The organism is Mesorhizobium sp. WSM4884 (genome assembly GCF_029625675.1).
Classification (GTDB): Bacteria; Pseudomonadota; Alphaproteobacteria; order Rhizobiales; family Rhizobiaceae; genus Mesorhizobium.
Genome location: NZ_JARTVO010000008.1, coordinates 274,804 through 295,547 on the forward strand (window position 1 = coordinate 274,804; position 20,744 = coordinate 295,547).

Here is a 20,744-nt window from a genome sequence, read left to right on the forward strand (position 1 = left end):
TCAATTCCTCCCTAGCGCACCTTGACGTTGGCCAATTCCTGGCCGTGCGGACCCATGACATGGGTCGAGCAGGCCAGGCAGGGGTCGAAGCTGTGGATCGTTCTGAGGATCTCGACCGGCTCCTCCGGCCGCTCCACCTTCGTATCCATGAGCGAGGCCTCGAACGCGCCTATGTTGCCTTGATGATCGCGCGGCGAGCCGTTCCAGGTGGTCGGCACGACGCACTGGTAGTTCTCGATGCGGCCGTCCTTGATGCGCACCCAATGGCCGAGCGCCCCGCGGGGCGCCTCGGTGAAGCCGACACCCTTGACCTCGGAGGGCCAGGTCTTCGGATCCCATTTGTCGGTGCTCGCCGTCGCGCTGTCGCCCGCCTTGATGTTGGCGACCAGCTTGTCGAGGAAATAGGCCTGCTTGCGCGCGGCCCATTGCGCTTCGAGCGCGCGCGCCGCGGTGCGGCCGAGCGTCGAGAACAGCGCCTCGAGGGGGACGTTGAGCGCCCGCAGCGTCGAATCGACCTGCTCCTTGATGTCCTCGCGGCCCTGCACATAGCCGACGACGTAGCGGGCGAGCGGCCCGACCTCCATGGCATTGCCTCGCCAGCGCGGTGCCTTGATCCAGGAATATTTCGCGCTCTCGTCGATCTCGACGATGTTGGTGCGCGTGCCCTTGGCGTTCGGCCCGAGTTCGTAATGCGCCTCGGTGACGCCGTCCCAGGGGTGAAGGCCCTTGGCCTCGTCCGGATATTTGTACCAGGAATGCGGCACGAATTCCTGGACCTGCTCGGGATCGCGCACGTCGACCGGCAGCACCTCCTTGAGATTGCCGTTGATGATCGCGCCCTGCGGCATCAGGAGATTGGAGGCCGAATAGTCGTTCGCCTTTTCGGGGATGTCGCCATAGGCAAGCACGCTCTTGCCCGACAGCCCTCCGCCGTACAACCAGCCCTTGTAGAAGCCGCCGATGGCGATGATGTCGGGGATGTAGACATTTTCGACGAACTCGATCGAACGGTCGATGACGCTGCGAACATAGTTCAGCCGCTCCATGTTGATCGGCGCGCCGGCGGCGAGTTCCCCGTCGATGTTGATCGCGCATGGCACGCCGCCGACCAGCCAGTTCGGATGGATGTCCTTGCCGCCGAAGATCGTCCGCGTCGTCATGATCTCCTTCTGGAAATCGAGCGCTTCGAGATAGTGCGTGACCGCCATCAGGTCGGCCTCGGGTGGCAGCAGGTAGGCGGGGTTGGTCCAGTAACCGTTCTTGAACGGGCCGAGCTGGCCGCTTTCGACGAATTTCTTCAGCCGGTTCTGGACGTCGCGGAAATAGCCGGGCGACGACATCGGATGGCTCGGCGAAACCGTCTGCTGCAGCTCCGACGTCGCCTTGGGATCGGCCTTGAGCGCATTGACGGGGTTCACCCAGTCGAGCGCGTGCAGGTGATAGAAATGCACGAGGTGATCATGAACCTGCAGCGAAAGCTGCATGATGTTGCGAATCGAGTTGGCGTTTTCGGGGATCGTGATGCCGAGCGCATCCTCGACCGCGCGCACCGAGGTGAGCGCATGCGTTCCGGTACATACGCCGCAGATGCGCTGGGTAAAGGCCCAGGCATCGCGCGGGTCCCGCCCCTTGAGGATGACTTCAAGCCCGCGCCACATGGTTCCGGTCGAAACCGCGTTGCGGATGACGTTGTTCTGGTCGACGTTGACCTCGCAGCGCATGTGGCCTTCGATGCGGGTCACCGGATCGACGACGACGCGCTGCCCCGAGGTGTCGAGATTGAACCCGTTCGGTGTCTGGATGCCCATCAGCTTTGTCCTCCCTTTTCGCGCATCCGCTTGACGACGCTCGCCGCCGCATGCGCGGCCGCCGCGGCGCCGACCACCGTCGCGGCCGTCGCCCCGATCCTGTCGGCGTTGGCCTCGACGCCGAAGCCGTTGATGTTGGTTAGGCGACTGTAGAAATCGCCCTTGTCCCAGAAGCCGTCTTCCGAGCAGCCGATGCAGGGGTGGCCGGCCTGGATCGGGAAGGAGAGGCCGCCGTTCCAGCGCACGGTGGAGCAGGCATTGTAGGTGGTCGGGCCCTTGCAGCCCATCTTGTAGAGGCAGTAGCCCTTGCGCGCGCCCTCGTCGTCGAAGGCCTCGACGAACTGGCCGGCGTCGAAATGCGGCCGCCGGTAGCATTTGTCATGGATGCGCTGGCTGTAGAACATTTTCGGCCGGCCCTGCCGGTCGAGTTCGGGGAAGCGCTCGAAGGTGAGGATGTAGGTGATGACCGCGGTCATCACCTCGGCGATGGGCGGGCAGCCGGGCACCTTGATGATCGGTTTGTCGGGAAGGCCGGGAACCTTGTGGACGGGCGTCGCGCGCGTCGGGTTCGGCCGTGCGGCCTGCACGCAGCCCCATGAGGCGCAGGACCCCCAGGATATGATCGCCTTGGCGTTCTGGGCGGCATATTTGAGCTGATCGACGAAGGGCTTGCCGCCGATGATGCAGAACATGCCGTCCTCGTTGAGGGGCGGATTGCCTTCGACGGCGAGAATATAGTTGCCCTTGTACTGTTCGACCGTCTCGGTGACGATCGCCTCGGCCTGGTGGCCGGCCGCCGCCATGATCGTATCGTCGTAGTCGAGCGATAGCATCGAGAGCACGACATCCTTGGCGAGCGGGTGAGCCGAGCGGATGAAGCTTTCCGAGCAGCAGGTGCATTCGAGCCCGTGCAGCCAGAGCACCGGAATGCGCGGCTTCGATTCCATCGCATAGGCGATCTTCGGCGCGAAGGCCGGGCCAAGGCCAAGCGACGCCGCCGTCAGACTGCAGAATTTCAGGAAGCTTCGGCGGGTAATCCCCTGCCGCCGCATGACTTCATAGAAGGTCTCTTGCATCGGGTGCTCCTCCACGGGCAGCGACATTCTCCGGCGCCGCCGCCATGAAAGGAACGAAGCAAGTCCGATGCCAAAGCAGAAAAGTTTAATGAATACAACTGTGTGTGGCTGCACGACCGACCGTCATCGGCATGGGTCGCCACATGCCGCTGGCAGGCCGGCTTACAAATTGCAAGGAAAGCTGTCAGTGCTGGTCTTCTCGGCTGGTGATCATGATCCGCACCACGCGCGTATGCAGGACGATTGAACCACCCCGGCGCTCCGCAACGCTTGCGATCTCGATGACTGAAGCGAACCTGGGCTGGCAGGGCACAACCGCCTTTTTGGCCACTGCGGATGCTCAGAGAAGGTCAAGGCGCAGTTTGTTGCGGGCGATCTTCCAGGCGGATTCGACGTGCCGGCGCGCCGCCGCCTCCGCTTCCTCCGGCTTGCGCGCCCTGATCGCATTCATGATCGCGTTCATTTCGGCGATCGCCGGCTCGCGCCGGTTCACTGAGGCGATCGTCATCGAACGCAGCTGGTTGATGCGCACATTCAGCCCGCTGACTATCTCCCAGGCGACACGCTTGTCAGCCGCCTCGAACAGCGCTTCGTAGAACTTCGTCGTAGCGCGCATCACCGCCGGCGGCTTACCCGAGGCCCAGGCTTCGAAGAGCTCGCTGAGGGCATGCTCCAGCTCTGCCAGTTGCGCGTCGGTCGCCGATTGCGCGCAGGCACGCGCCGCGATCCCTTCGAGCAGGGCCCTGAGCTCATAGATCTCGTCGGTGCGGCCGAGATCCGGCTTGGCCACCGCCGGCCCGTGTCCGGGGATCATCTGCACTAGGCCTTCAGCCTCCAATTGCCGCAAGACCTCGCGCACAACCGAACGGCTGACGCCGAGCTGGTCGCAAAGCGGCCGCTCGACCAGCCTTTCGCCCGGCTGGAAATGAAAATCCATGATTGCCTCGCGCATGCGCTCAAGCGCCAATGTTCTCAAGGTCTTGGCGCTGCGATCGATGCGAAGCGTGTCGTCCTGCATGTCTCTGCTCCCTGCTTCGCCACGAAAACAGATTCCATGGCCGATTGACAAGGTATTTGGTGCTCCATAGTATGGTATACCATAAGATGGCACACGAAATGGCGCGTTTTCGCGAGCGCCGCCCGACAGAGGTTTTCCATGCAGCCGGCCGTTCGCAAGATCGTCACCTACACCGAGAACACGCTGATCGAAGGCGGCAAGGCAGCGCCGAGGCCGCTGCGCCTGATCGGCGTCGCCGCCGTGCTGGCCAACCCCTGGGCGGGTCGCGGCTTCACCGAGGATCTTTCGCCCGAGATCCGCGTCTTTGCGCCGGTGCTCGGCGAGATGCTTACCCGCGAGATCATTGCCGCCGCCGGTTCGGCCGAGGCGATCGAAGGCTACGGCAAGGCCGCCATGTGCGGCACGTCGGGCGAGATCGAGCACGCCTCGGCGCTGATCCACACGCTGCATTTCGGCAACCACTATCGCCGCGCCGTCGGCGCTAAGACCTACCTCGCCTTCACCAATCTGCGTGGCGGTCCGAATACGCCGATCATGATCCCGCTGATGGACAAGAATGACGAAGGCCGGCGCTCGCACTATCTGACCGTGCATTTCCAGATCGGCGACGCGCCCGCGCCGGACGAGCTGGTCGTGGCGCTCGGCGCTTCCATCGGTGGCCGCCCGCATCACCGCATCGGTGACCGTTATCAGGACCTCAAGGAGCTCGGGGACCTGCATGGCTGACACCGTAACACCTGGATGGGCCCGGGCCACCGCGCCCGACGGCACCGGCTTCATCCGAGCCGGATCGGGCGCACCGGTGCTCTTCATTCACGGCGTAGGCATGAACGCAGCGATCTGGCAGCCGCAGATCGAGCGGATGGCGGATCGTTGGGAGGTCATCGCCATCGACATGCTTGGCCATGGCCGCTCGCCGCTGCCGCCGCAGGCGCCGGAGCTGGCCGACTATGCCAGGCAGGCGATCCGGCTGCTCGATCATCTCGGTCTCAAATGCGTATCGGTCGTCGGCCACTCGATGGGCGCGCTCGTCGCCCAGGAACTCGCTCTGCTCGCGCCGGAACGCGTCAGCCGCATCGTTTCGCTCAACGCCGTGTTCCGCCGGCCGCCCGAGCTCGCCGAAGCGGTTCGCGAACGCGCGGCGGCGCTTACCGGCCGCGGCGATCTGGTAGGTGCCGCACAAACGATTGCGCGCTGGTTCGGCGATCCGGTTCCGGCCGAGCTTGCGGCGGCCGCCGGAAAGACGGCGGCGGCGTTGAGCGAAGTCGACCCCGAAGGCTATGCCCGCACCTATCGCCTGTTCGCCCGTGCCGATGGCGACCACGCCGAGCACCTGCCGGCGCTGGCCGTGCCCGCCCTGTTCATGACCGGCTCGGAGGACAAGAACTCCTCGCCGGCGATGTCGGCCGCCATGGCGAGGCTTGCACTTCATGGCCGCTGCACCGTGCTCGCGGGCGAAAGGCATATGATGGCGGTGGCGGCGCCCGACCTCACCACGCGCCACATCGTCGGTTTCCTCGCCGAGGGCGAAGTCGCCGAGCAAGGCAACGGGGCGGATGCCGGTTTCGACAGCGGCGAGTTCCGCCGCGCGCTGGGTTCTTTCCTCACCGGCGTCACCATCGTCACCACGATCGGACCGGAAGGCGAGCCGCGCGGCTTTACCGCCAACTCCTTCACCTCGGTGTCGCTCGATCCGCCGCTGGTGCTCGTCTGCATCGCCCACAAGGCCTTGGGACATCCGGTCTTCGCGACCTCAAGAAGCTTCGCCATCAACGTCTTGAACGAGAGCCAGAAGCAGGCTTCCGGCATCTTCGCCTCGAAAGCGGCCGATAAATTCGTCTCAGTCGACTGGCGCCCGGGACAGACCGGCAGTCCGGTTATCGACGGCTCGGTCGCAACCTTCGACTGCGATATGGAGCGGCTGGTCGAGGCGGGCGACCATTCGATCCTGATCGGCCGCGTCCGCGATTTCCAGCACAACGCCGCGCAGCCGCTCGGCTACTGCCGCGGCGCCTATGTCACGCCCGGCCTCAGCCAGGACGCGCTCGCCGCCGCCCAGCCCGGCACCGATGTCGGCGCCATCCTCGAAAATGGCGGCAGGATCCTGTTCCTCGAAACGGCGGACGGTTCATTCGAGCTGCCGAGAGGGCGCGGACTGGGCTCGGCAGGCGACAGCAAAAGTCTCAAGGGGCTGCTTGGCGCGAAGGCCATCGAAGCACAACTCGGCTTCCTCTACGCCGTCTGGGACGATGCTGGAGACCAATCGCGCACCCATGTCTATTATCGCGGCACGTTCGATGCGCCGGCATCGAGCGATCGCGGCATCCGGTTGATCGACATCGACGCGATCGACGGGTTGAAGATCGCCGATCCGGCCATCCGCTCGATGCTTGCCCGCTACGTGCGCGAATGCACCGAGGATGCTTTCGGCGTCTATGTCGGCAACGAGGTCGAAGGCGAGGTACGGCCGCTCGCCCGGTCCGATGCCGCTTCGCTCAATGAAGGTGACCAGGGATGAAGTTCTCGCTCTTCGTGCATATGGAACGCTCGGATCTCGGCAAGCCGCATTCGGAGCTTCTGGACGAGCTGGGAGAGCTGGTGCTGCTCGCCGAAGAGGCACACTTCGAGACGGCCTGGATCGGCGAGCACCACGGGATGGAGTTCACCATCTCGCCCAATCCATTCATCAACATCGCCTACCTGGCCGCCAAGACCGACCGCATCCGGCTCGGCACCGGAACCATCATCGCGCCGTTCTGGCACCCCATCAAGCTTGCCGGCGAGGCGGCGATGACCGACATCATCACCGGCGGCAGGCTGGATGTGGGCATCGCACGCGGCGCCTACAGCTACGAATATCAGCGCGTCTTTCCCGGGCTCGATGCCTGGGGCGCCGGCCAGCGCATGCGTGAGATGATCCCGGCGATTCGCGGCCTCTGGGACGGCGATTACGCGCATTCCGGCGAGTTCTGGCAGTTCCCGTCGACCACCTCCTCGCCCAAGCCATTGCAGAAACCCTATCCGCCGATCTGGGTGGCGGCGCGCGACCCGAACTCGCACGACTTTGCCGTGGCCGACAAATGCAAGGTGCAGGTGACGCCGCTGGCCTCCGGTGACGACGAGGTCGCAAGCCTGATGCAGCGCTTCGAGGCCGCGTGCGCCGCGCATCCGGATATAGCGCGCCCGGAAATCATGCTTCTGATGCACACCTTCGTCGCCGCCGATGCTGCCGATGCCGACCGGCTCAGTGAGGATCTGTCCAGCTTCTATTGCCAGTTCGGCGCCTGGTTCCAGAACAAGAAGCCGGTGCATCAGGGCATATTGGAGCCGCCCACCGCGGACGAGATCGCCGCCATGCCGCAATACGCGCCGGACAAGATGCGGAAGAACCTGGTCATCGGCGAGGCGGACGAGGTGATCGCCCGGCTCAAGACCTACGAGGCGCTCGGCTACGACCAGTATTCAATCTGGATCGACAGCGGCCTTTCGCATGAGCGCAAGAAGAAATCGCTGCAACTGTTCATCGACCGGGTGATGCCGGCCTTCATCTGATCGCGAACGAACGGGCAAGGCCATGACCGACGCCGCATTCAGGAACTTCATCGACGGCCGCTTCGACGAGCCGTCCGCGACCTTCGACAGCGTCGACCCGTCGACCGGCGCGCCATGGGCGAAAATGCCGGCGGCGACCGAAGCCGATGTCGACCGCGCCGTCGAGGCCGCGCACCGCGCGCTGCGCTCGGGGCCTTGGGCGTCGATGACGGCGACCGCGCGTGGAAAGCTGCTGGTCAGGCTCGGCGATCTCGTCGCCGCCAACGCAGCGCGCCTTGCCGAGTTGGAGACGCGCGACACCGGCAAGATCATCCGCGAGACGCGCGCCCAGATTGCCTATGTCGGCGACTACTACCGCTACTATGGCGGGCTTGCCGACAAGCACGAAGGCGCGCATGTGCCGATCGACAAGGCCGACCTCGACGTCACCATCCGCCGCGAGCCGATCGGCGTCGTTGCCGCGGTGGTGCCGTGGAACTCCCAGCTCTTCCTCTCGGCCGTGAAGCTCGGCCCGGCGCTCGCCGCGGGCTGCACGGTCGTGCTGAAGGCCTCCGAGGACGGCCCCGCCCCGCTGCTCGCCTTCGCCGAGTTGGTCAGCGAAGCCGGCTTTCCGGCCGGCGCTGTCAACATCCTCACCGGCTTCGGACATGACAGCGGCCGCCGCCTGACCAGCCATCCGCTGGTCTCGCGCGTCGCCTTTACCGGCGGCCCGTCGACGGCGCGCGCCATCGTCGGGAACACGGCGGAAAACCTCGCCTACACGACGCTCGAGCTCGGCGGCAAAAGCCCCGTGGTCGTCTTCGCCGACGCCGATCTCGACAGCGCCGCCAATGCGGTCGTCGCCGGCATCTTCGCGGCGACCGGTCAGAGCTGCGTCGCCGGATCGCGGCTGCTCATCGAGCGTTCGGTGAAGCAAGAATTCCTCGGCCGGCTGAAGCGCAAGGCCGAAGCGATCCGCATCGGCGACCCGCAGGATCCGGCCACCGAAATGGGGCCTTTAGCCACGCTGCGCCAGCGCGACCGGATCGAGACGGTCGTGGCCGAAAGCCTCGCTGCCGGCGGGACGCTGGTTACCGGCGGCAAGCGCCCCGACATCGGCGACGGCTTCTACTACGCGCCGACCATCATCGACGCCGGCAACGTCAGCCTGCCCTGCGTGCGCGAGGAACTGTTCGGTCCGGTGCTCAGCGTGCTTGCCTTCGACACCGAGGCCGAAGCGCTGGCTTTAGCCAACGACACGCCCTTCGGCCTCGCCTCCGGCGTCTTCACCTCGAATCTCGGCAAGGCGCACCGCATGGCGCGCGACATCCATGCCGGCGTCGTCTGGGTCAACACCTACCGCGCCGTGTCGCCGCTCGTGCCCTTCGGCGGCTACGGCCTGTCCGGTCTCGGCCGCGAGGGTGGGCTGGACACGATCCGCGATTACACGCGCTCGAAATCCGTGTGGATCAAGACCTCGGACGACCCGATCCCCGATCCCTTCGTCATGCGCTGAAAACGGCATGGCGAAGGTGCACTGACAAAAACAAGAAACGGAACAGAAAAATCAGAGGAGAATGAGATGAGACTGATCCTAGCCGGCGTTCTCGCCGGACTGCTGGCTGCAACCGCCGCCAAGGCCGACGAAATCGTGTTCACCAGTTGGGGCGGCACCACGCAGGAAGCGCAGACCAAGTCCTGGGCGGAGCCGTTCGCGGCCTCGTCCGGCATCAAGGTGCTGCAGGATGGCCCGACCGACTACGGCAAGCTTAAGGCGATGGTCGACGCCAAGAACGTCACCTGGGATGTGGTCGACGTCGAGATGGACTTCGCCATCAAGGCGGCCAAGGACGGACTGCTCGAACCGATCGACTTCGCGGCCGTGCCGAAGGCTGACCTCGACCCGCGCTTCAGCAACGAGCACGCCGTCGGCAGTTTCTACTATTCCTTCGTGCTCGCCTGGAACAAGGGCACGGTTTCGGGCGAACCGACGAGCTGGGCCGACATGTTCGACACCAAGAAGTTTCCCGGCAAACGAACCTTCTACAAATGGTCGGCGCCCGGCGTGATCGAGATCGCGCTGCTCGCCGACGGCGTGCCGGCCGACAAGCTCTATCCGCTCGACCTCGATCGCGCCTTCAAGAAGCTCGACACCATCAAGTCGGACATCGTCTGGTGGGGCGGCGGCGCGGAATCGCAACAGCTGATCGCTTCAGGCGAGGCCGCTTTCGGCCAGCTCTGGAACGGACGTGTCTTCGCCCTGGAAAAGGACGGCGCCGATGTCGGCGTCTCCTGGAACCAGAACCTCACCGCCGCCGACGTTCTCGTCGTGCCGAAGGGCGCCAAGAACAAGGACAGCGCCATGAAGTTCCTCGCCGCCGCCGCCAGCCCGACTGGCCAGGCGAAGTTCGCCGAGGCCAGCGGCTACGCGCCGATCAATACCAAGGCCAAGGCCGAGATGGCCGCGGACGTGGTCAAGGGCCTGCCCGACGCCCATGTCGACGGCCAGATCAATCTCGACATGAACTACTGGGCCGAGCATCGCGACGAGATCGCGACGCGCTGGTACGCCTGGCAGACCAAGTAGCCCAACGACAGGAGCGGGGCGCGGCAGCGCGCCCCGCTTGAAAGGGGACGTCCCATGACGGCGAATGCTTTCAGACGCCAGTCCTTTGCCCGCCTGCCGGCCGGCAGCGGCGGTGCCGTGCCGGCGCTCGCGCTGGTCGGCCTGTTCTTCATCGTGCCGGTGGTCACGCTCTTGCTGCGCAGCGTCACCGATCCCGAGCCCGGCCTGCAGAACTACGCCGCGCTGTTCGGCAGCGGCACCTATGTACGGGTGTTCCTCAACACTTTCCTGGTCGCCGCCGTCGTCACCGTCGTGACCATCGTCGTTGCTTTTCCGGTTGCCTGGATGCTGGCGATCATGCCGCCGGCGCTCGGCTCGATCGTCTTCGGCATCATCATCCTGTCGATGTGGACCAACCTTCTCACCCGCACCTATGCCTGGATGGTGCTGCTGCAGCGCACCGGCGTCATCAACCGAGCGCTGATGGGGCTCGGCATCATCCATGAGCCGCTGCCGCTCATCAACAACCTGACGGGCGTCACCATCGGCATGGTCTACATCATGCTGCCGTTCATGATCCTGCCGCTGGTCGGCACGCTGCGCGCGATCGACCCGATGACGCTGCGCGCCGCAGCCCTTTGCGGCGCAAGCCCGGCCCAGGCGTTCCGCCGCATCCTGCTGCCGCTGTCGCTGCCCGGCATCGCTGCCGGCGGGTTGGTGGTCTTTGTCATGTCGCTCGGCTATTTCGTGACGCCGGCGCTGCTCGGCGGCACGTCGAACATGATGCTGGCCGAAATGATCGCCCAGACGGTGCAGTCCCTGCTCAACTGGGGACTGGGAAGTGCCGCCGCCTTCGTGCTGCTTGTCGTCACCATGGCGCTCTACGCAATCCAGCTGCGCCTGGTCGGCGCCAGGCGCCTGGCCGGAGGGCTTTGAGATGCTGCTCGACTACGACCGACTCGGGTGGCTGCGCGCAGCACTTGGCGGCTTCACGGCGCTGGTCGCCGCTTTCCTGCTGCTGCCGGTGGTCTTCATCGTCCTCTTGTCGTTCGGCTCATCACGCTGGCTGGCCTTTCCGCCGCCCGGCTGGACGCTGAAATGGTATCAGGAACTGCTCGCCGATCCGACCTGGATCGACGCGGCTTCGACCAGCGCGCGCATCGCCGCGATGGCCGCCATTCTCTCGGTGCTGATCGGCTTGCTTGCATCCTTCAGTCTAGTCAGGGGCGAGTTTCCCGGACGCCAGTTGCTGCGCGGGCTGCTGCTCACGCCGATGGTGCTGCCGGTCGTCGTTTTCGCCATCGCCGCCTACGCCCTCTTCCTGCGCCTCGGCCTTGCCGGCACCACGGTCGGCTTTGTCATCGCCCACACCATACTGGCGCTGCCCTTCGCCATAATTCCGATCGCCACCGCGCTCGAGGGCTTCGACAAATCCATCGAGGACGCGGCGATCGTCTGCGGTGCCAGCCCGCTGCAGGCGAGGCTCAGGATCACGCTGCCCTCGATCCGCATCGGCATCTTCTCTGCCGCGATCTTTTCCTTCCTCGCCTCCTGGGACGAGGTGGTGGTGGCGATCTTCATGGCGAGCCCGACCTTGCAGACTTTGCCGGTCAAGATCTGGGGCAGCCTGCGCGCCGACTTGAGCCCGGTGGTTGCCGCCGCCTCCAGCCTGCTCGTAGGCCTGACGCTGTGCCTGATGATCGTGACCGCACTCCTTCGCAGAAAACTGTCCAGATGACCCGGCCATTTCTATCTATTCGCGCGGTGAGAAAGACGTTCGGCGGCTTCGTCGCCGTCCACGACGTCACCATCGATGTGCCCAAGGGCGAATTCCTGACGTTCCTCGGACCGTCCGGCTCCGGCAAGTCGACGACGCTCTATGCGATCGCAGGCTTCCAGGACCCAACGTCGGGCGACGTGCTGCTCGAAGACAAGTCCCTGCTTGCCGTGCCTTCCCACAAGCGCAACATCGGCATGGTCTTCCAGCGCTACACGCTGTTCCCGCACCTCAGCGTTGCCGAGAACGTGGCATTTCCGCTGCGCGTGCGCCGCAGGCCGGACAGCGAGGTGAAGCGCAAGGTCGCCGATATGCTGGCGCTGGTGCGCCTCGACAGTTTCGCCGACCGCTATCCGGGGGCGCTGTCGGGGGGCCAGCAGCAGCGCGTGGCGCTTGCCCGCGCGCTCGCCTACGATCCGCCGATCCTTCTGATGGACGAGCCGCTGTCGGCGCTGGACAAGAAGCTGCGCCAGGAAATCCAGGCCGAGATCCGCCGCATTCACCGTGAGACGGGGGTGACAATCCTCTATGTCACGCACGACCAGGAGGAGGCCCTGCATCTTTCCGACCGGATCGCCCTGTTCAGGAGCGGACGCATCGCGCAGATCGGCACCGGCGAGGACCTCTATCTGAGGCCCGCGAACGAGTTCGTCGCCGGCTTCATCGGCAACTCCAATTTCTTGGCCGTCGAGCATCTGGAAACCGAAAACGGCGCAGCCGTGGTGCGGCTCGCCGACGGCTCGATCGTCAAGGGTGTTAAGGCAACCCACAAGCTCGACCGCGGCCAGAAGGCCAGGCTGATGGTGCGGCCGGAAGCCTTCCGCCTGACGTCTGTACCGGGAAACGCGTCACTCGCGGTGGAGATCGTGGACGCGGCCTTCTTTGGCGACCGCCGGCGCGTCGTGGCGCGCACGGCATCCGGCCAAGAGCTTGATGTGAGACCTGATGCGGCGGAGTCACCTGGCGCCCTATCGAGCACTCGGATTTCCTTCGATCCGGCGGCTGCTTTCCTGTTTCCGGACTGACGGCCGTCGCTTGCACCAGCAAGCTTCTGCGGCGGCGAGCAATGGCGAGCGCGGTCAGCGGAACATCGAACCACCGTCGAAGGCGGTGGGCGCCGAGCGCGCCTTGCTCAATGGCGGCTTCGCGCCAACATCTTTTCGGCGAAGGCCTCCACCTCTCCCTCGCGAGGTTCCTTGCCGGTGTGCGTCAGCAGGTAGGCTGGCGTCAGGAAGAGACGGTTGCTAACCGGTTCGACGATCTCGAGCGAGTAATAGCCGATCTGCGTGAAGTATAGCACGCGGGCCCGCACGAAGGCTTCCGTGTCCGCGTAACCGTGCCGCGAAAACATCGCCCAGATGGCGTCGACGCGCGCATCGTCCTCTTCGGTCACGATCCGGTGCACTTCGGCGGATTGGCGCGACCAGGCGCGCACGGCGAAATCCAATCGCGGATTGAACAGCGTTTCATCCAGCCAGCACTCGAAGACGTTGAGCACGGCCTGCGTTATCGACGCGGCGGGCCGGCCGGCCTGCTCCACGATGAAGCGGGTGTTGTTGTTGCGCCAATGGTCGAGAAGCTGATCCAGCAGATCCTGGCGGCTCTTGAAATACCAGTAGAAGCTGGAGCGGGAGACATTCAGCTTCTGGCCGAGCGCCAGCACGCGCACCGCCTCAACACCCTCGGAGATCAGCGTCTCCAACGCGAGCTTCATCCAGTCCTCGCGCGTCACCTTGGTGTTGCCGGCCAGACCGGGCCGCCGCGCCATGGCTTCAGCACTGGAATCAGAGAGCATCGCGGCCTGACCAAAATTTAACCGCCGGCTAGATAGACCTGAAACCCAAGCCCTACAATCCCGATGATTGTTCGAGCCATTCCCACAGGTAAGGCGCGAAGCCGCGATCGACGTGGAGCCGGGCCCGGTCAGCATGGCCGAACCGGTAGAACAAGACATTGACGCCGGCAAAAAGCACCGAAGCCGAACGGCTCGCCTGCTGCGGATCGAGTGTCGTGGCCCTGGCGACCAGACCAGCCAGACCCGGTCCTTCGATCTCAAACACATGCAGTCCGGCATCCATGATCGAAACCGCGAAGCCGCCCTCATGCCAGCCGGCCGCGATGGGAAATGGCCTTTCGCCGACGGCGAGGACGCGATCGCGGGCGATCCGCACCATGTATTTGCCGCCGCCGGCAACCGCGCCGGCTCCGACGCCCTCGCCCACGAGGTCCGAAGCCTTCGACCAGGCCGAAAGGTTGCCGCTGACCAGGAGTTGGCTCAGCCCGCTGAGCGTTCGCACGCCGAGGCTGTCCTTGTTCAGCACCGCAGTGGCCCAGTCGGGCGCTGCCGGCCATTTTTCGGCGAGGTTACGCATGAAGCCGCTTCCCTTCCGGATCGAAGGCGCAGGGCGTGACAATGGTTGCCTGCCGCACGACGCCGAGATGTTGAACGTCGATCGTTTCGCCATGCCGCGCGGCACCGCGTTCGATGAGCGCCAGGGCGACCGGCCGCCCCAGGGTCGGGCTTTGATAGCTGGAGGTGACGAAGCCTATGCTTCTCAAGCGGCCCCCGCTTTTCTCGACGCCGTGCGCGCCGGTCGCCAGCGGCGCCTCGCCATCGCGGACCGCGAGACCGACGAGTTGGTTGCGATCGGAGCGGTTCGCCGCTTCGGTGAAAAGCGAGCGCCGGCCGACGAATTCACCTGTACGTTTGGCGCGCGGCCCGGCCACACCCAGATCGTGCGGCATGATGTTGCCGTCGGTGTCCTTGCCGATGACGATGTACCCCTTCTCGGCGCGCAGGATCATCAGGGATTCGAGCCCGAGCAGAACAGCGTCGAACGCGCGTCCCTCTTGCCGCATGCGCTCCCACAGCGCCTCGGCCCAATCGGCGCGGATGGAGATTTCGTAGCTTCGGTCGCCGGTGAAGGAGACCCGGGTTATGCGCACCTCGTCGCCGGCAAAGCGGCCGACGGCGACTGCCATGTGCGGCAGGCTGGCATCGTCCAGCGCCGCATCCAGATCGAGCGCTTCCACCAACCCGCGCGCGTTCGGACCCGAAACGGTCAAGGTGGCGTATTGAGCGGTGGCGTTGTGGATGTAGACAGCATCGCGGCCGAAACGATCCTGCCGCCACTCTTCCAGCCGGGCATGGACGGCGGCGACATGCGACGACGAGCAGGAGACGATGAAGCGATGCTCGTCGAGACGAACAAGCACGCCGTCGTCAAAGACGACGCCGTTTTCCGACAGCATGAAGCCGTAGCGGCAATGGCCAGGCTTCAGCGTCGACATGGTGTTGTAGTAGATGAAGTCGACGAATTCCGCCGCGCGCGGGCCGATGACTTCGATCTTGCCGAGCGTCGAGCCGTCGAAGAGCGCGACCGATTGCCGTGCGCGCCGCGCTTCCTCCTGGATCGCGGCGCCAGCGTCTCCGCTTCCGTAGTGAGCCGGCCTCAGCCAGCCGCCATATTCCTGGAAGACTCCACCTGCGGCGCGATGGTTCGCCTCCAGCGGCAGGCGGCGGATTGGGGCATGCATGCTGCCCCGGCACGCTCCGGCCAGGCTGGCGAACGGCACAGGCGTGAATGGCGGCCGGTAGGTCGTGGTGCCAACCTCGGGGATCGCGCGGCCGGTAACCTCGGCCAGCAGCGCCAGGCCGTTCAGGTTCGACGTCTTGCCCTGGTCGGTCGCCATGCCGAGCGTTGTGTAGCGCTTCAGATGCTCGACGGAGACGAAGTTCTCCCGCGCCGCGAGCTCGACGTCCTTGGCGGTGACGTCGCTCTGGTAGTCGATCCACACGCGGCCCTTGGCCTTGGGTTTCGGCCACATGCCGACAACACCCAGCGTTGCGTCCGCTCCCGTGCTGCGGGGCGCTGGCGACGACGCTGCACCGAGCGGACCGAGGGCCGCAGCGCCGCTGGCCAAGGTTTCCGAAAGTGAGATCGTGCCAGCCACGGCCCCGGCCACGCCGATCCCGTCGACGGCCTCTCCGGGGACGAAAGCCGCGAGGTCGTCGCTCCAGATGAGCTTGCCTTTGGCCTGCGAGAACAGATGCACGGTGGGTGTCCAGCCGCCGGAAACGAGCACGCTATCGGCCGCGAGCGCCGTGCCGTCGTCGAGCAGCACCCCCTGGACGGCATTGTGGCCGCGCGCCGCCGCGACCCTGCGCCCCGCCAGGACGCGGACACCGGTCTTCGCTTGAGCGCCGCCGTCGCGCCGGCAATCGACCACCGTCACCGAGGCGCCGGCCGCGGCAAACGCCGAGGCCGGCTCGTAGACGCTGTCGTTGTTGGTCGCGACGACGATTTGCCGACCCACAAGCACGCCATGCCGGCGCAGATAGGCAAGTGCGGCATCGGCGGAGAGTATGCCCGGAAGGTCATTGTCGGCGAACGGAACCGGCCGTTCGATCGCGCCCGTCGCCAGCACGATGCGGCGCGGTCGCACGCGCCACAGCGTGTCCGGCCGGCTGTCGCGGTGCCGCTGGTCGAGCGCGACCAGATTGTGATCGTAGAGGCCGAAGGCGGTCGTTTCCATGAGCACGATCTGACCGCCGCTCTTCAGCCTGGCCACCGTTGCCTCGGCCCACGCCGTCCCCTCGACGCCATCGACCTCGCCGGCGCGATGGCGCAGCGATCCGCCGGGATGCGTCCTGTCGTCGACCAGGACGACTGAGTGCCCGGCCGCCGCCGCGCCGGCCGCCGCGACGAGGCCGGCTGGTCCGGCGCCGACGACCAGGACGTCGCAATGATGGTTGATCTGGTCCGCGACCTGGCGCGGCTTCCAGTCGCGATCGACGACACCAAGTCCGGCCATGGCGCGGATGCGCGGCTCGAACAGGTGCCAGTCCGGCCAGATGAAGGTCTTGTAGTAGAAGGCTGCGGGCAGGAAACGGGCAAAGCGGTCCAGCACCGCGTTACGGTCGGCCAAGGCCGTCGGCGACGCGTTGACGCTCCTGACGACAATGCCGTCCGTCGCCGGCACGGTCGTAGCCCGCGCATTCGGCACGCGGCCGTCGGCGCTCTCCAAATCGACCAGTGCGTTGGGCTCCTCCACACCGGCGCCCCAGATGCCGCGCGGCCGGTGATATTTGAAGCTGCGGCCGACAACAGCCTGGCCGCTGGCGAGCAAGGCAGAGGCGATGGTATCGCCGGCGAAGCCCTCGACGCGCCTGCCGTCGAAGGTGAAGGTCAGCGGGCGGGTGCGATCGATGTCGCTGCCGCCCTTGGCGAGACGCGAAGCGCTCATGCGCCGTGCTCCGTTTCGCCGAGCAGGACGGAACCCGACACCTGATGATTGACGCTGTCACGGGTCATCGCGAAGAACTCGCCGCAGGTCAGGTGCATCCAGATCTCGCGGGTCGGTCCCTTCGGGTTGTCGCGCATATGGAGATAGCCGGCCCAGCGCTCGGCCGTCACGTCGCCGCCATCGGGCCTGAGATTGCCGGCCTCACCGCCATAGTGAAATTCGCTTTCTTCGCGCGGCCCGCAGAACGGGCAGGGAAAGAGCTGCATCTTTCTACACCTTCAATGGGCAATGCCGGAGCCGGCGGCCTCGTCGATCAGCCGGCCACGGGCGAAGCGGTTGAGATCGAATGGCCGGCTGATGTCGTGATGCGTGCCGGTGGCAAGCAGATGGGCAAGCAGCGTGCCGCCGGCCGGGATCGCCTTGAAGCCGCCCGTGCCCCAGCCGCAATTGAGGAACAGGCCGGGCAGCGGCGATTCACCGATGATGGGCGAGGAATCCGGGACCACGTCGACGATGCCTGCCCATTGCCGCATCATCTTCAGCTGGCCGAAGATCGGGAACATGTCGAGCATGCCGGCGATTACGCCCTCCAGCACCGGCAGGTTGCCGCGCTGGCCGTAGGATGGGATGCGATCGAGCGCGCCGCCGATCACCAGTTCGCCCTTGTCCGACTGGCTGACATAGACGCCTGTGTCCGGCGAAATCACCACCGTGTCGAGGATCGGCTTCACCGGCTCGGACACGCAGGCCTGCAGCGCATAGGAGTTGACCGGCAGCCGGAACCCTGCCTTCGCCGCCAGCACCGACGAATGGCCAGCCACCGCCATACCCGTACGCTCGGCCCGGATCGCACCGCGCGACGTGACGACGCCGCGGCAACGCCCGTTCTCGATGATGAAGTCGGTGATCTCGCAGTTCTGGATGATGTCGATGCCGAGACGGCTTGCCGCACGGGCATAGCCCCAGGCGACGGCATCGTGACGGGCGGTGCCGCCGCTCGGCTGCCAGGTGCCGCCATAGACCGGGTAGCGGGCATCCGGGCTGAAATTGTAGATCGGCACGACGCGCCGCACGTCCTCGACCGAGAACAATTCGCAGTCGATGCCGTTGATCTGGATGGCGTTGACGCTGCGCGCCGCGGTTTCCATTCCCGCTTCGCTATGCGCCAGCGTGAGGATGCCGCGCGCGGAAAACATCACATTGTAGTTCAGATCCTTGGAGAGCGTCTTGTAGAGGCTGTGCGCCAGCCCATAGATCGCCGCGCTTTCGGGATAGAAATAGTTGGAGCGCACCACGGTGGTGTTGCGTCCGGTGTTGCCGCCGCCTATCCAGCCCTTCTCGAGCAACGCCACGTTCGTGACGCCGTGGTTCTTTGCCAGATAGTACGCCGTGGCGAGGCCATGGCCACCGCCACCGATGATGATGGCGTCATAGCGCGGTTTGGGCTCAGGCGAGCGCCAGGCCTTTTCCCAGCCGGTCTGGCCGGCGACACCTTCCTTGAAGAGTGAAAGCGCTGAATAGTGTCTTGTCATGCACTCAAGCCCGCATCATCGCGCGACTGGCATCGCATCGGCGCGAAGTGGCATCGAGCCGCCGCGTCGGTCGTGCAATGCCAAACCTGTGCAATCCCCTCACCCCGCCCTCGAAGGTCCATGATCCATTCCGTCCCGCTCGGATCGACGAAGGCCGTCGCCTTCTCGGCGGGAACTTAGCTTGAATGTACACCTGTGTCCATTCGGCGATGCGAAATGCATTTGCGCGTATCTGGCCGATGGCGGATTTCATTTGCTTGGTGATCCCCTATCGATAGGGCAAACTGCCTCCCGGGCTTTCAGGAGGAGAAATGAGAGCACGCGCAGCGACGGTCGGAGACCTCGAGGATGTTTTCCGCGACCTCTCCAAGCGGATGTCGGACGAGTACCTGGCGGCCGGCAAGGACAGCAAGGCCGCCTACGACAATCTGATGATGAACCTGAAGGAGGGCCGGGCGCATGCGCTGGTCGAAGGCGACAAGGCCGTCGCCATCATCGCCTGGCATGAGCACGGCGACGCGGCCGACACGCTGTTCGCCGCACAGGAAGACTTCTTCAGAGCCGCAACCGTTCGCTTCTGCAAGCGTCACATCCGCCATATCCAGGCTCTTGCCGGCAACCTCCCCGTACACTCGCGCAGTTGGCTGCACGGGCCGGATGTCGCAAGATGGTTCCGGGTCATCGGCTATGTCGAGCAAGGACGGGAGAACGGCGCCACCCTGTTCGAGCTGCCGCCCTCTCCTAACGGCTGAGACGTTCCGTTATCTCCTGCAGCCGCAGCCGCTTGCACCGCGCATCAATTGGCGAGATGGTATGGAAGGCAGCCGGGGGCGCTGGCACGCCGGAAATGCATGGCTGCTGGAAATCGAGATGTTGCGCGCTTGCCTGGCCTTTGTCGCCCTTGTTGCCCTGGTGAGGCCGACGGACGCAGGCGGGCGACTGGCTCATCTGATCGACAACACCGGTCTGACGTCCGCCTATTTGGCCGAGTCCGACCTTGTGACTGCCTACGCGACGGGAATGGCCCGCTACCGTCTTCAGCTCATGGCGCGTACCGGCACGGCCAACCTCGCCACCGCTCTCGAACCATTGGCTTTGCGGCCGGAATTCCGCCAGCGGACGTGGCGCTCGGCCGACGGCAGCCTTCTGCAAGGCTTCGCCGGCAAGGGCGGTTTCCGGCTGACCTTGGGCAACTGCCTCGCGCGCATGTGCGCCGCAAGCGAATGCAGCGAGGCCGGCTGGCCGGTCTATGCATGCAGCGACGGGCGCAAGCGCAAGATGTCGGTCAAGAGCTTCGTGACGGCAACCTTCGACGGCATCCCTTACCGGCGGTTGAGCGCACCGCCGGAACCATGACCTCGCAGCGTCGGCAGTCGAGTTCGAAAGCAGAATCCTTGCCACACCCACCCGACAGTTTTGGACGATCCGTCGCAGGGAAAGTCAGCCTTGCCCGTGCGCTGTCGAAGCTGGGACTCTGTTCGCGCAAGCAGGCCGAGTTGCTGGTGGCAGAAGGGCGCGTGCGCGTGGCCGGCAAGGTCGCGCGAGATCCATCGCTGCGCGTCGATCTCGACCGCGATCGCATCACCGTCGATGGTGAAAGGGTCATTGCCGAGCGCAAGGTCTATCTGATGCTCAACAAGCAGCGCGGGCTGGTCACCACGCGCGACGATCCTGAAGGACGCGGCACCGTCTATGACTGCCTTGCCGGTCTCGACCTGCCCTTTGTGTCGCCGGTCGGTCGTCTCGACAAAGCGAGCGAAGGTCTGCTTTTGATGACCAACGACACGCGCTGGGCGAACGCACTGCTCGACCCGGCGTCGCATGTCGCCAAGACCTATCACGTGCAGGTCGCTTCCGCCCCTGACGAGACGATGCTCGAGCGGTTCCGCCAAGGCGCTGTCGTCGATGGCGAGTTGCTGACGGCAAGCTCGATCGGGCTCTTGCGCAGCGGCGGGCGCACGGCGTGGCTGGAAATCGTGCTCGACGAAGGCCGCAACCGCCAGATCCGCCGCCTGCTCGGCGCCTTTGACTTCGAGGTGCTCAGGCTGGTCAGGGTGGCGATCGGGCGACTGCAGCTCGGCGATCTCGCGAAAGGCAAGGCGCGGCACCTGACGGCCGAAGAGTTGGCGATGCTGGCAGCCTAACGCCGGTTCCCGCGACCATCGGCGTTGCCGGCGGAGAAACCTTGA

The 20,744-nt window shown here is 65.4% G+C and carries 19 protein-coding genes; 11 read left to right on the forward strand and 8 right to left on the reverse strand.

The window, feature by feature from the left end; translation table 11 throughout:
* Positions 1-11 precede the first annotated feature (11 nt).
* The 3 genes from P9236_RS15770 to P9236_RS15780 form a co-directional block, all read right to left on the reverse strand.
* A complete protein-coding gene (locus P9236_RS15770) occupies positions 12-1,808 on the reverse strand; it encodes a nickel-dependent hydrogenase large subunit (protein WP_278075549.1) in 1,797 nt (598 codons plus the stop codon).
* A complete protein-coding gene (locus P9236_RS15775) occupies positions 1,808-2,884 on the reverse strand; it encodes a hydrogenase small subunit (protein ID WP_278075550.1) in 1,077 nt (358 codons plus the stop codon). The genes P9236_RS15770 and P9236_RS15775 overlap by 1 nt, the downstream gene beginning before the upstream one ends.
* A 340-nt stretch (positions 2,885-3,224) precedes the next feature.
* A complete protein-coding gene (locus tag P9236_RS15780; RefSeq protein WP_278075551.1) occupies positions 3,225-3,902 on the reverse strand; it encodes a GntR family transcriptional regulator in 678 nt (225 codons plus the stop codon).
* Between the two features lie 138 nt (positions 3,903-4,040).
* Here P9236_RS15780 and P9236_RS15785 point away from each other — a divergent pair, with 138 nt between their 5' ends.
* From P9236_RS15785 to P9236_RS15820, 8 genes are all read left to right on the forward strand, one after another.
* Entirely contained in the window at positions 4,041-4,628 is a 588-nt protein-coding gene (locus P9236_RS15785) for an amino acid synthesis family protein (RefSeq protein ID WP_278075552.1), read from the forward strand.
* Positions 4,621-6,420 (forward strand): alpha/beta fold hydrolase, encoded by a 1,800-nt coding sequence (locus P9236_RS15790; protein ID WP_278075553.1) that lies wholly within the window; start codon positions 4,621-4,623, stop codon positions 6,418-6,420. Before P9236_RS15785 ends, P9236_RS15790 begins: the two co-directional genes overlap by 8 nt.
* Positions 6,417-7,454: an LLM class flavin-dependent oxidoreductase gene (locus tag P9236_RS15795; RefSeq protein ID WP_278075554.1), complete on the forward strand. Its 1,038-nt coding sequence runs from the start codon at positions 6,417-6,419 to the stop codon at positions 7,452-7,454. Before P9236_RS15790 ends, P9236_RS15795 begins: the two co-directional genes overlap by 4 nt.
* 22 nt (positions 7,455-7,476) lie before the next feature.
* Positions 7,477-8,949, forward strand: a complete 1,473-nt coding sequence (locus P9236_RS15800) for an aldehyde dehydrogenase (RefSeq protein ID WP_278075555.1) — start codon at positions 7,477-7,479, stop codon at positions 8,947-8,949.
* Between the two features lie 66 nt (positions 8,950-9,015).
* Positions 9,016-10,020, forward strand: coding sequence for an ABC transporter substrate-binding protein (locus tag P9236_RS15805; RefSeq protein WP_278075556.1), 1,005 nt, complete (start codon positions 9,016-9,018; stop codon positions 10,018-10,020).
* Between the two features lie 54 nt (positions 10,021-10,074).
* Complete coding sequence (locus tag P9236_RS15810; RefSeq protein WP_278075557.1) at positions 10,075-10,935, forward strand: ABC transporter permease; 861 nt, start codon at positions 10,075-10,077, stop codon at positions 10,933-10,935.
* A 1-nt stretch (position 10,936) separates the two neighbouring features.
* Positions 10,937-11,737: an ABC transporter permease gene (locus P9236_RS15815; RefSeq protein ID WP_278075558.1), complete on the forward strand. Its 801-nt coding sequence runs from the start codon at positions 10,937-10,939 to the stop codon at positions 11,735-11,737.
* Positions 11,734-12,801 (forward strand): ABC transporter ATP-binding protein, encoded by a 1,068-nt coding sequence (locus P9236_RS15820; protein ID WP_278075559.1) that lies wholly within the window; start codon positions 11,734-11,736, stop codon positions 12,799-12,801. The genes P9236_RS15815 and P9236_RS15820 overlap by 4 nt, the downstream gene beginning before the upstream one ends.
* A gap of 107 nt (positions 12,802-12,908) precedes the next feature.
* Here P9236_RS15820 and P9236_RS15825 read toward each other — a convergent pair whose 3' ends face one another.
* From P9236_RS15825 to P9236_RS15845, 5 genes are all read right to left on the reverse strand, one after another.
* Complete coding sequence (locus P9236_RS15825; protein WP_278075595.1) at positions 12,909-13,544, reverse strand: TetR/AcrR family transcriptional regulator; 636 nt, start codon at positions 13,542-13,544, stop codon at positions 12,909-12,911.
* 79 nt (positions 13,545-13,623) lie between these two features.
* Complete coding sequence (locus tag P9236_RS15830) at positions 13,624-14,148, reverse strand: hypothetical protein (protein ID WP_278075560.1); 525 nt, start codon at positions 14,146-14,148, stop codon at positions 13,624-13,626.
* Positions 14,141-17,023: a sarcosine oxidase subunit alpha family protein gene (locus tag P9236_RS15835; protein ID WP_278075561.1), complete on the reverse strand. Its 2,883-nt coding sequence runs from the start codon at positions 17,021-17,023 to the stop codon at positions 14,141-14,143. Before P9236_RS15835 ends, P9236_RS15830 begins: the two co-directional genes overlap by 8 nt.
* The gene (locus P9236_RS15840) at positions 17,020-17,289 is read right to left on the reverse strand and encodes a sarcosine oxidase subunit delta (RefSeq protein ID WP_278075562.1); all 270 of its coding nucleotides are present in this window, start codon (positions 17,287-17,289) and stop codon (positions 17,020-17,022) included. Before P9236_RS15840 ends, P9236_RS15835 begins: the two co-directional genes overlap by 4 nt.
* 12 nt (positions 17,290-17,301) lie before the next feature.
* Positions 17,302-18,555, reverse strand: coding sequence for a sarcosine oxidase subunit beta family protein (locus tag P9236_RS15845; protein ID WP_278075563.1), 1,254 nt, complete (start codon positions 18,553-18,555; stop codon positions 17,302-17,304).
* Positions 18,556-18,866: 311 nt separating this feature from the next.
* Here P9236_RS15845 and P9236_RS15850 point away from each other — a divergent pair, with 311 nt between their 5' ends.
* From P9236_RS15850 to P9236_RS15860, 3 genes are all read left to right on the forward strand, one after another.
* Entirely contained in the window at positions 18,867-19,307 is a 441-nt protein-coding gene (locus tag P9236_RS15850) for a hypothetical protein (protein ID WP_278075564.1), read from the forward strand.
* Between the two features lie 118 nt (positions 19,308-19,425).
* The gene (locus P9236_RS15855) at positions 19,426-19,911 is read left to right on the forward strand and encodes a hypothetical protein (RefSeq protein ID WP_278075565.1); all 486 of its coding nucleotides are present in this window, start codon (positions 19,426-19,428) and stop codon (positions 19,909-19,911) included.
* Positions 19,908-20,699, forward strand: a complete 792-nt coding sequence (locus P9236_RS15860; RefSeq protein WP_278075566.1) for a pseudouridine synthase — start codon at positions 19,908-19,910, stop codon at positions 20,697-20,699. The genes P9236_RS15855 and P9236_RS15860 overlap by 4 nt, the downstream gene beginning before the upstream one ends.
* Positions 20,700-20,744: the final 45 nt, after the last annotated feature.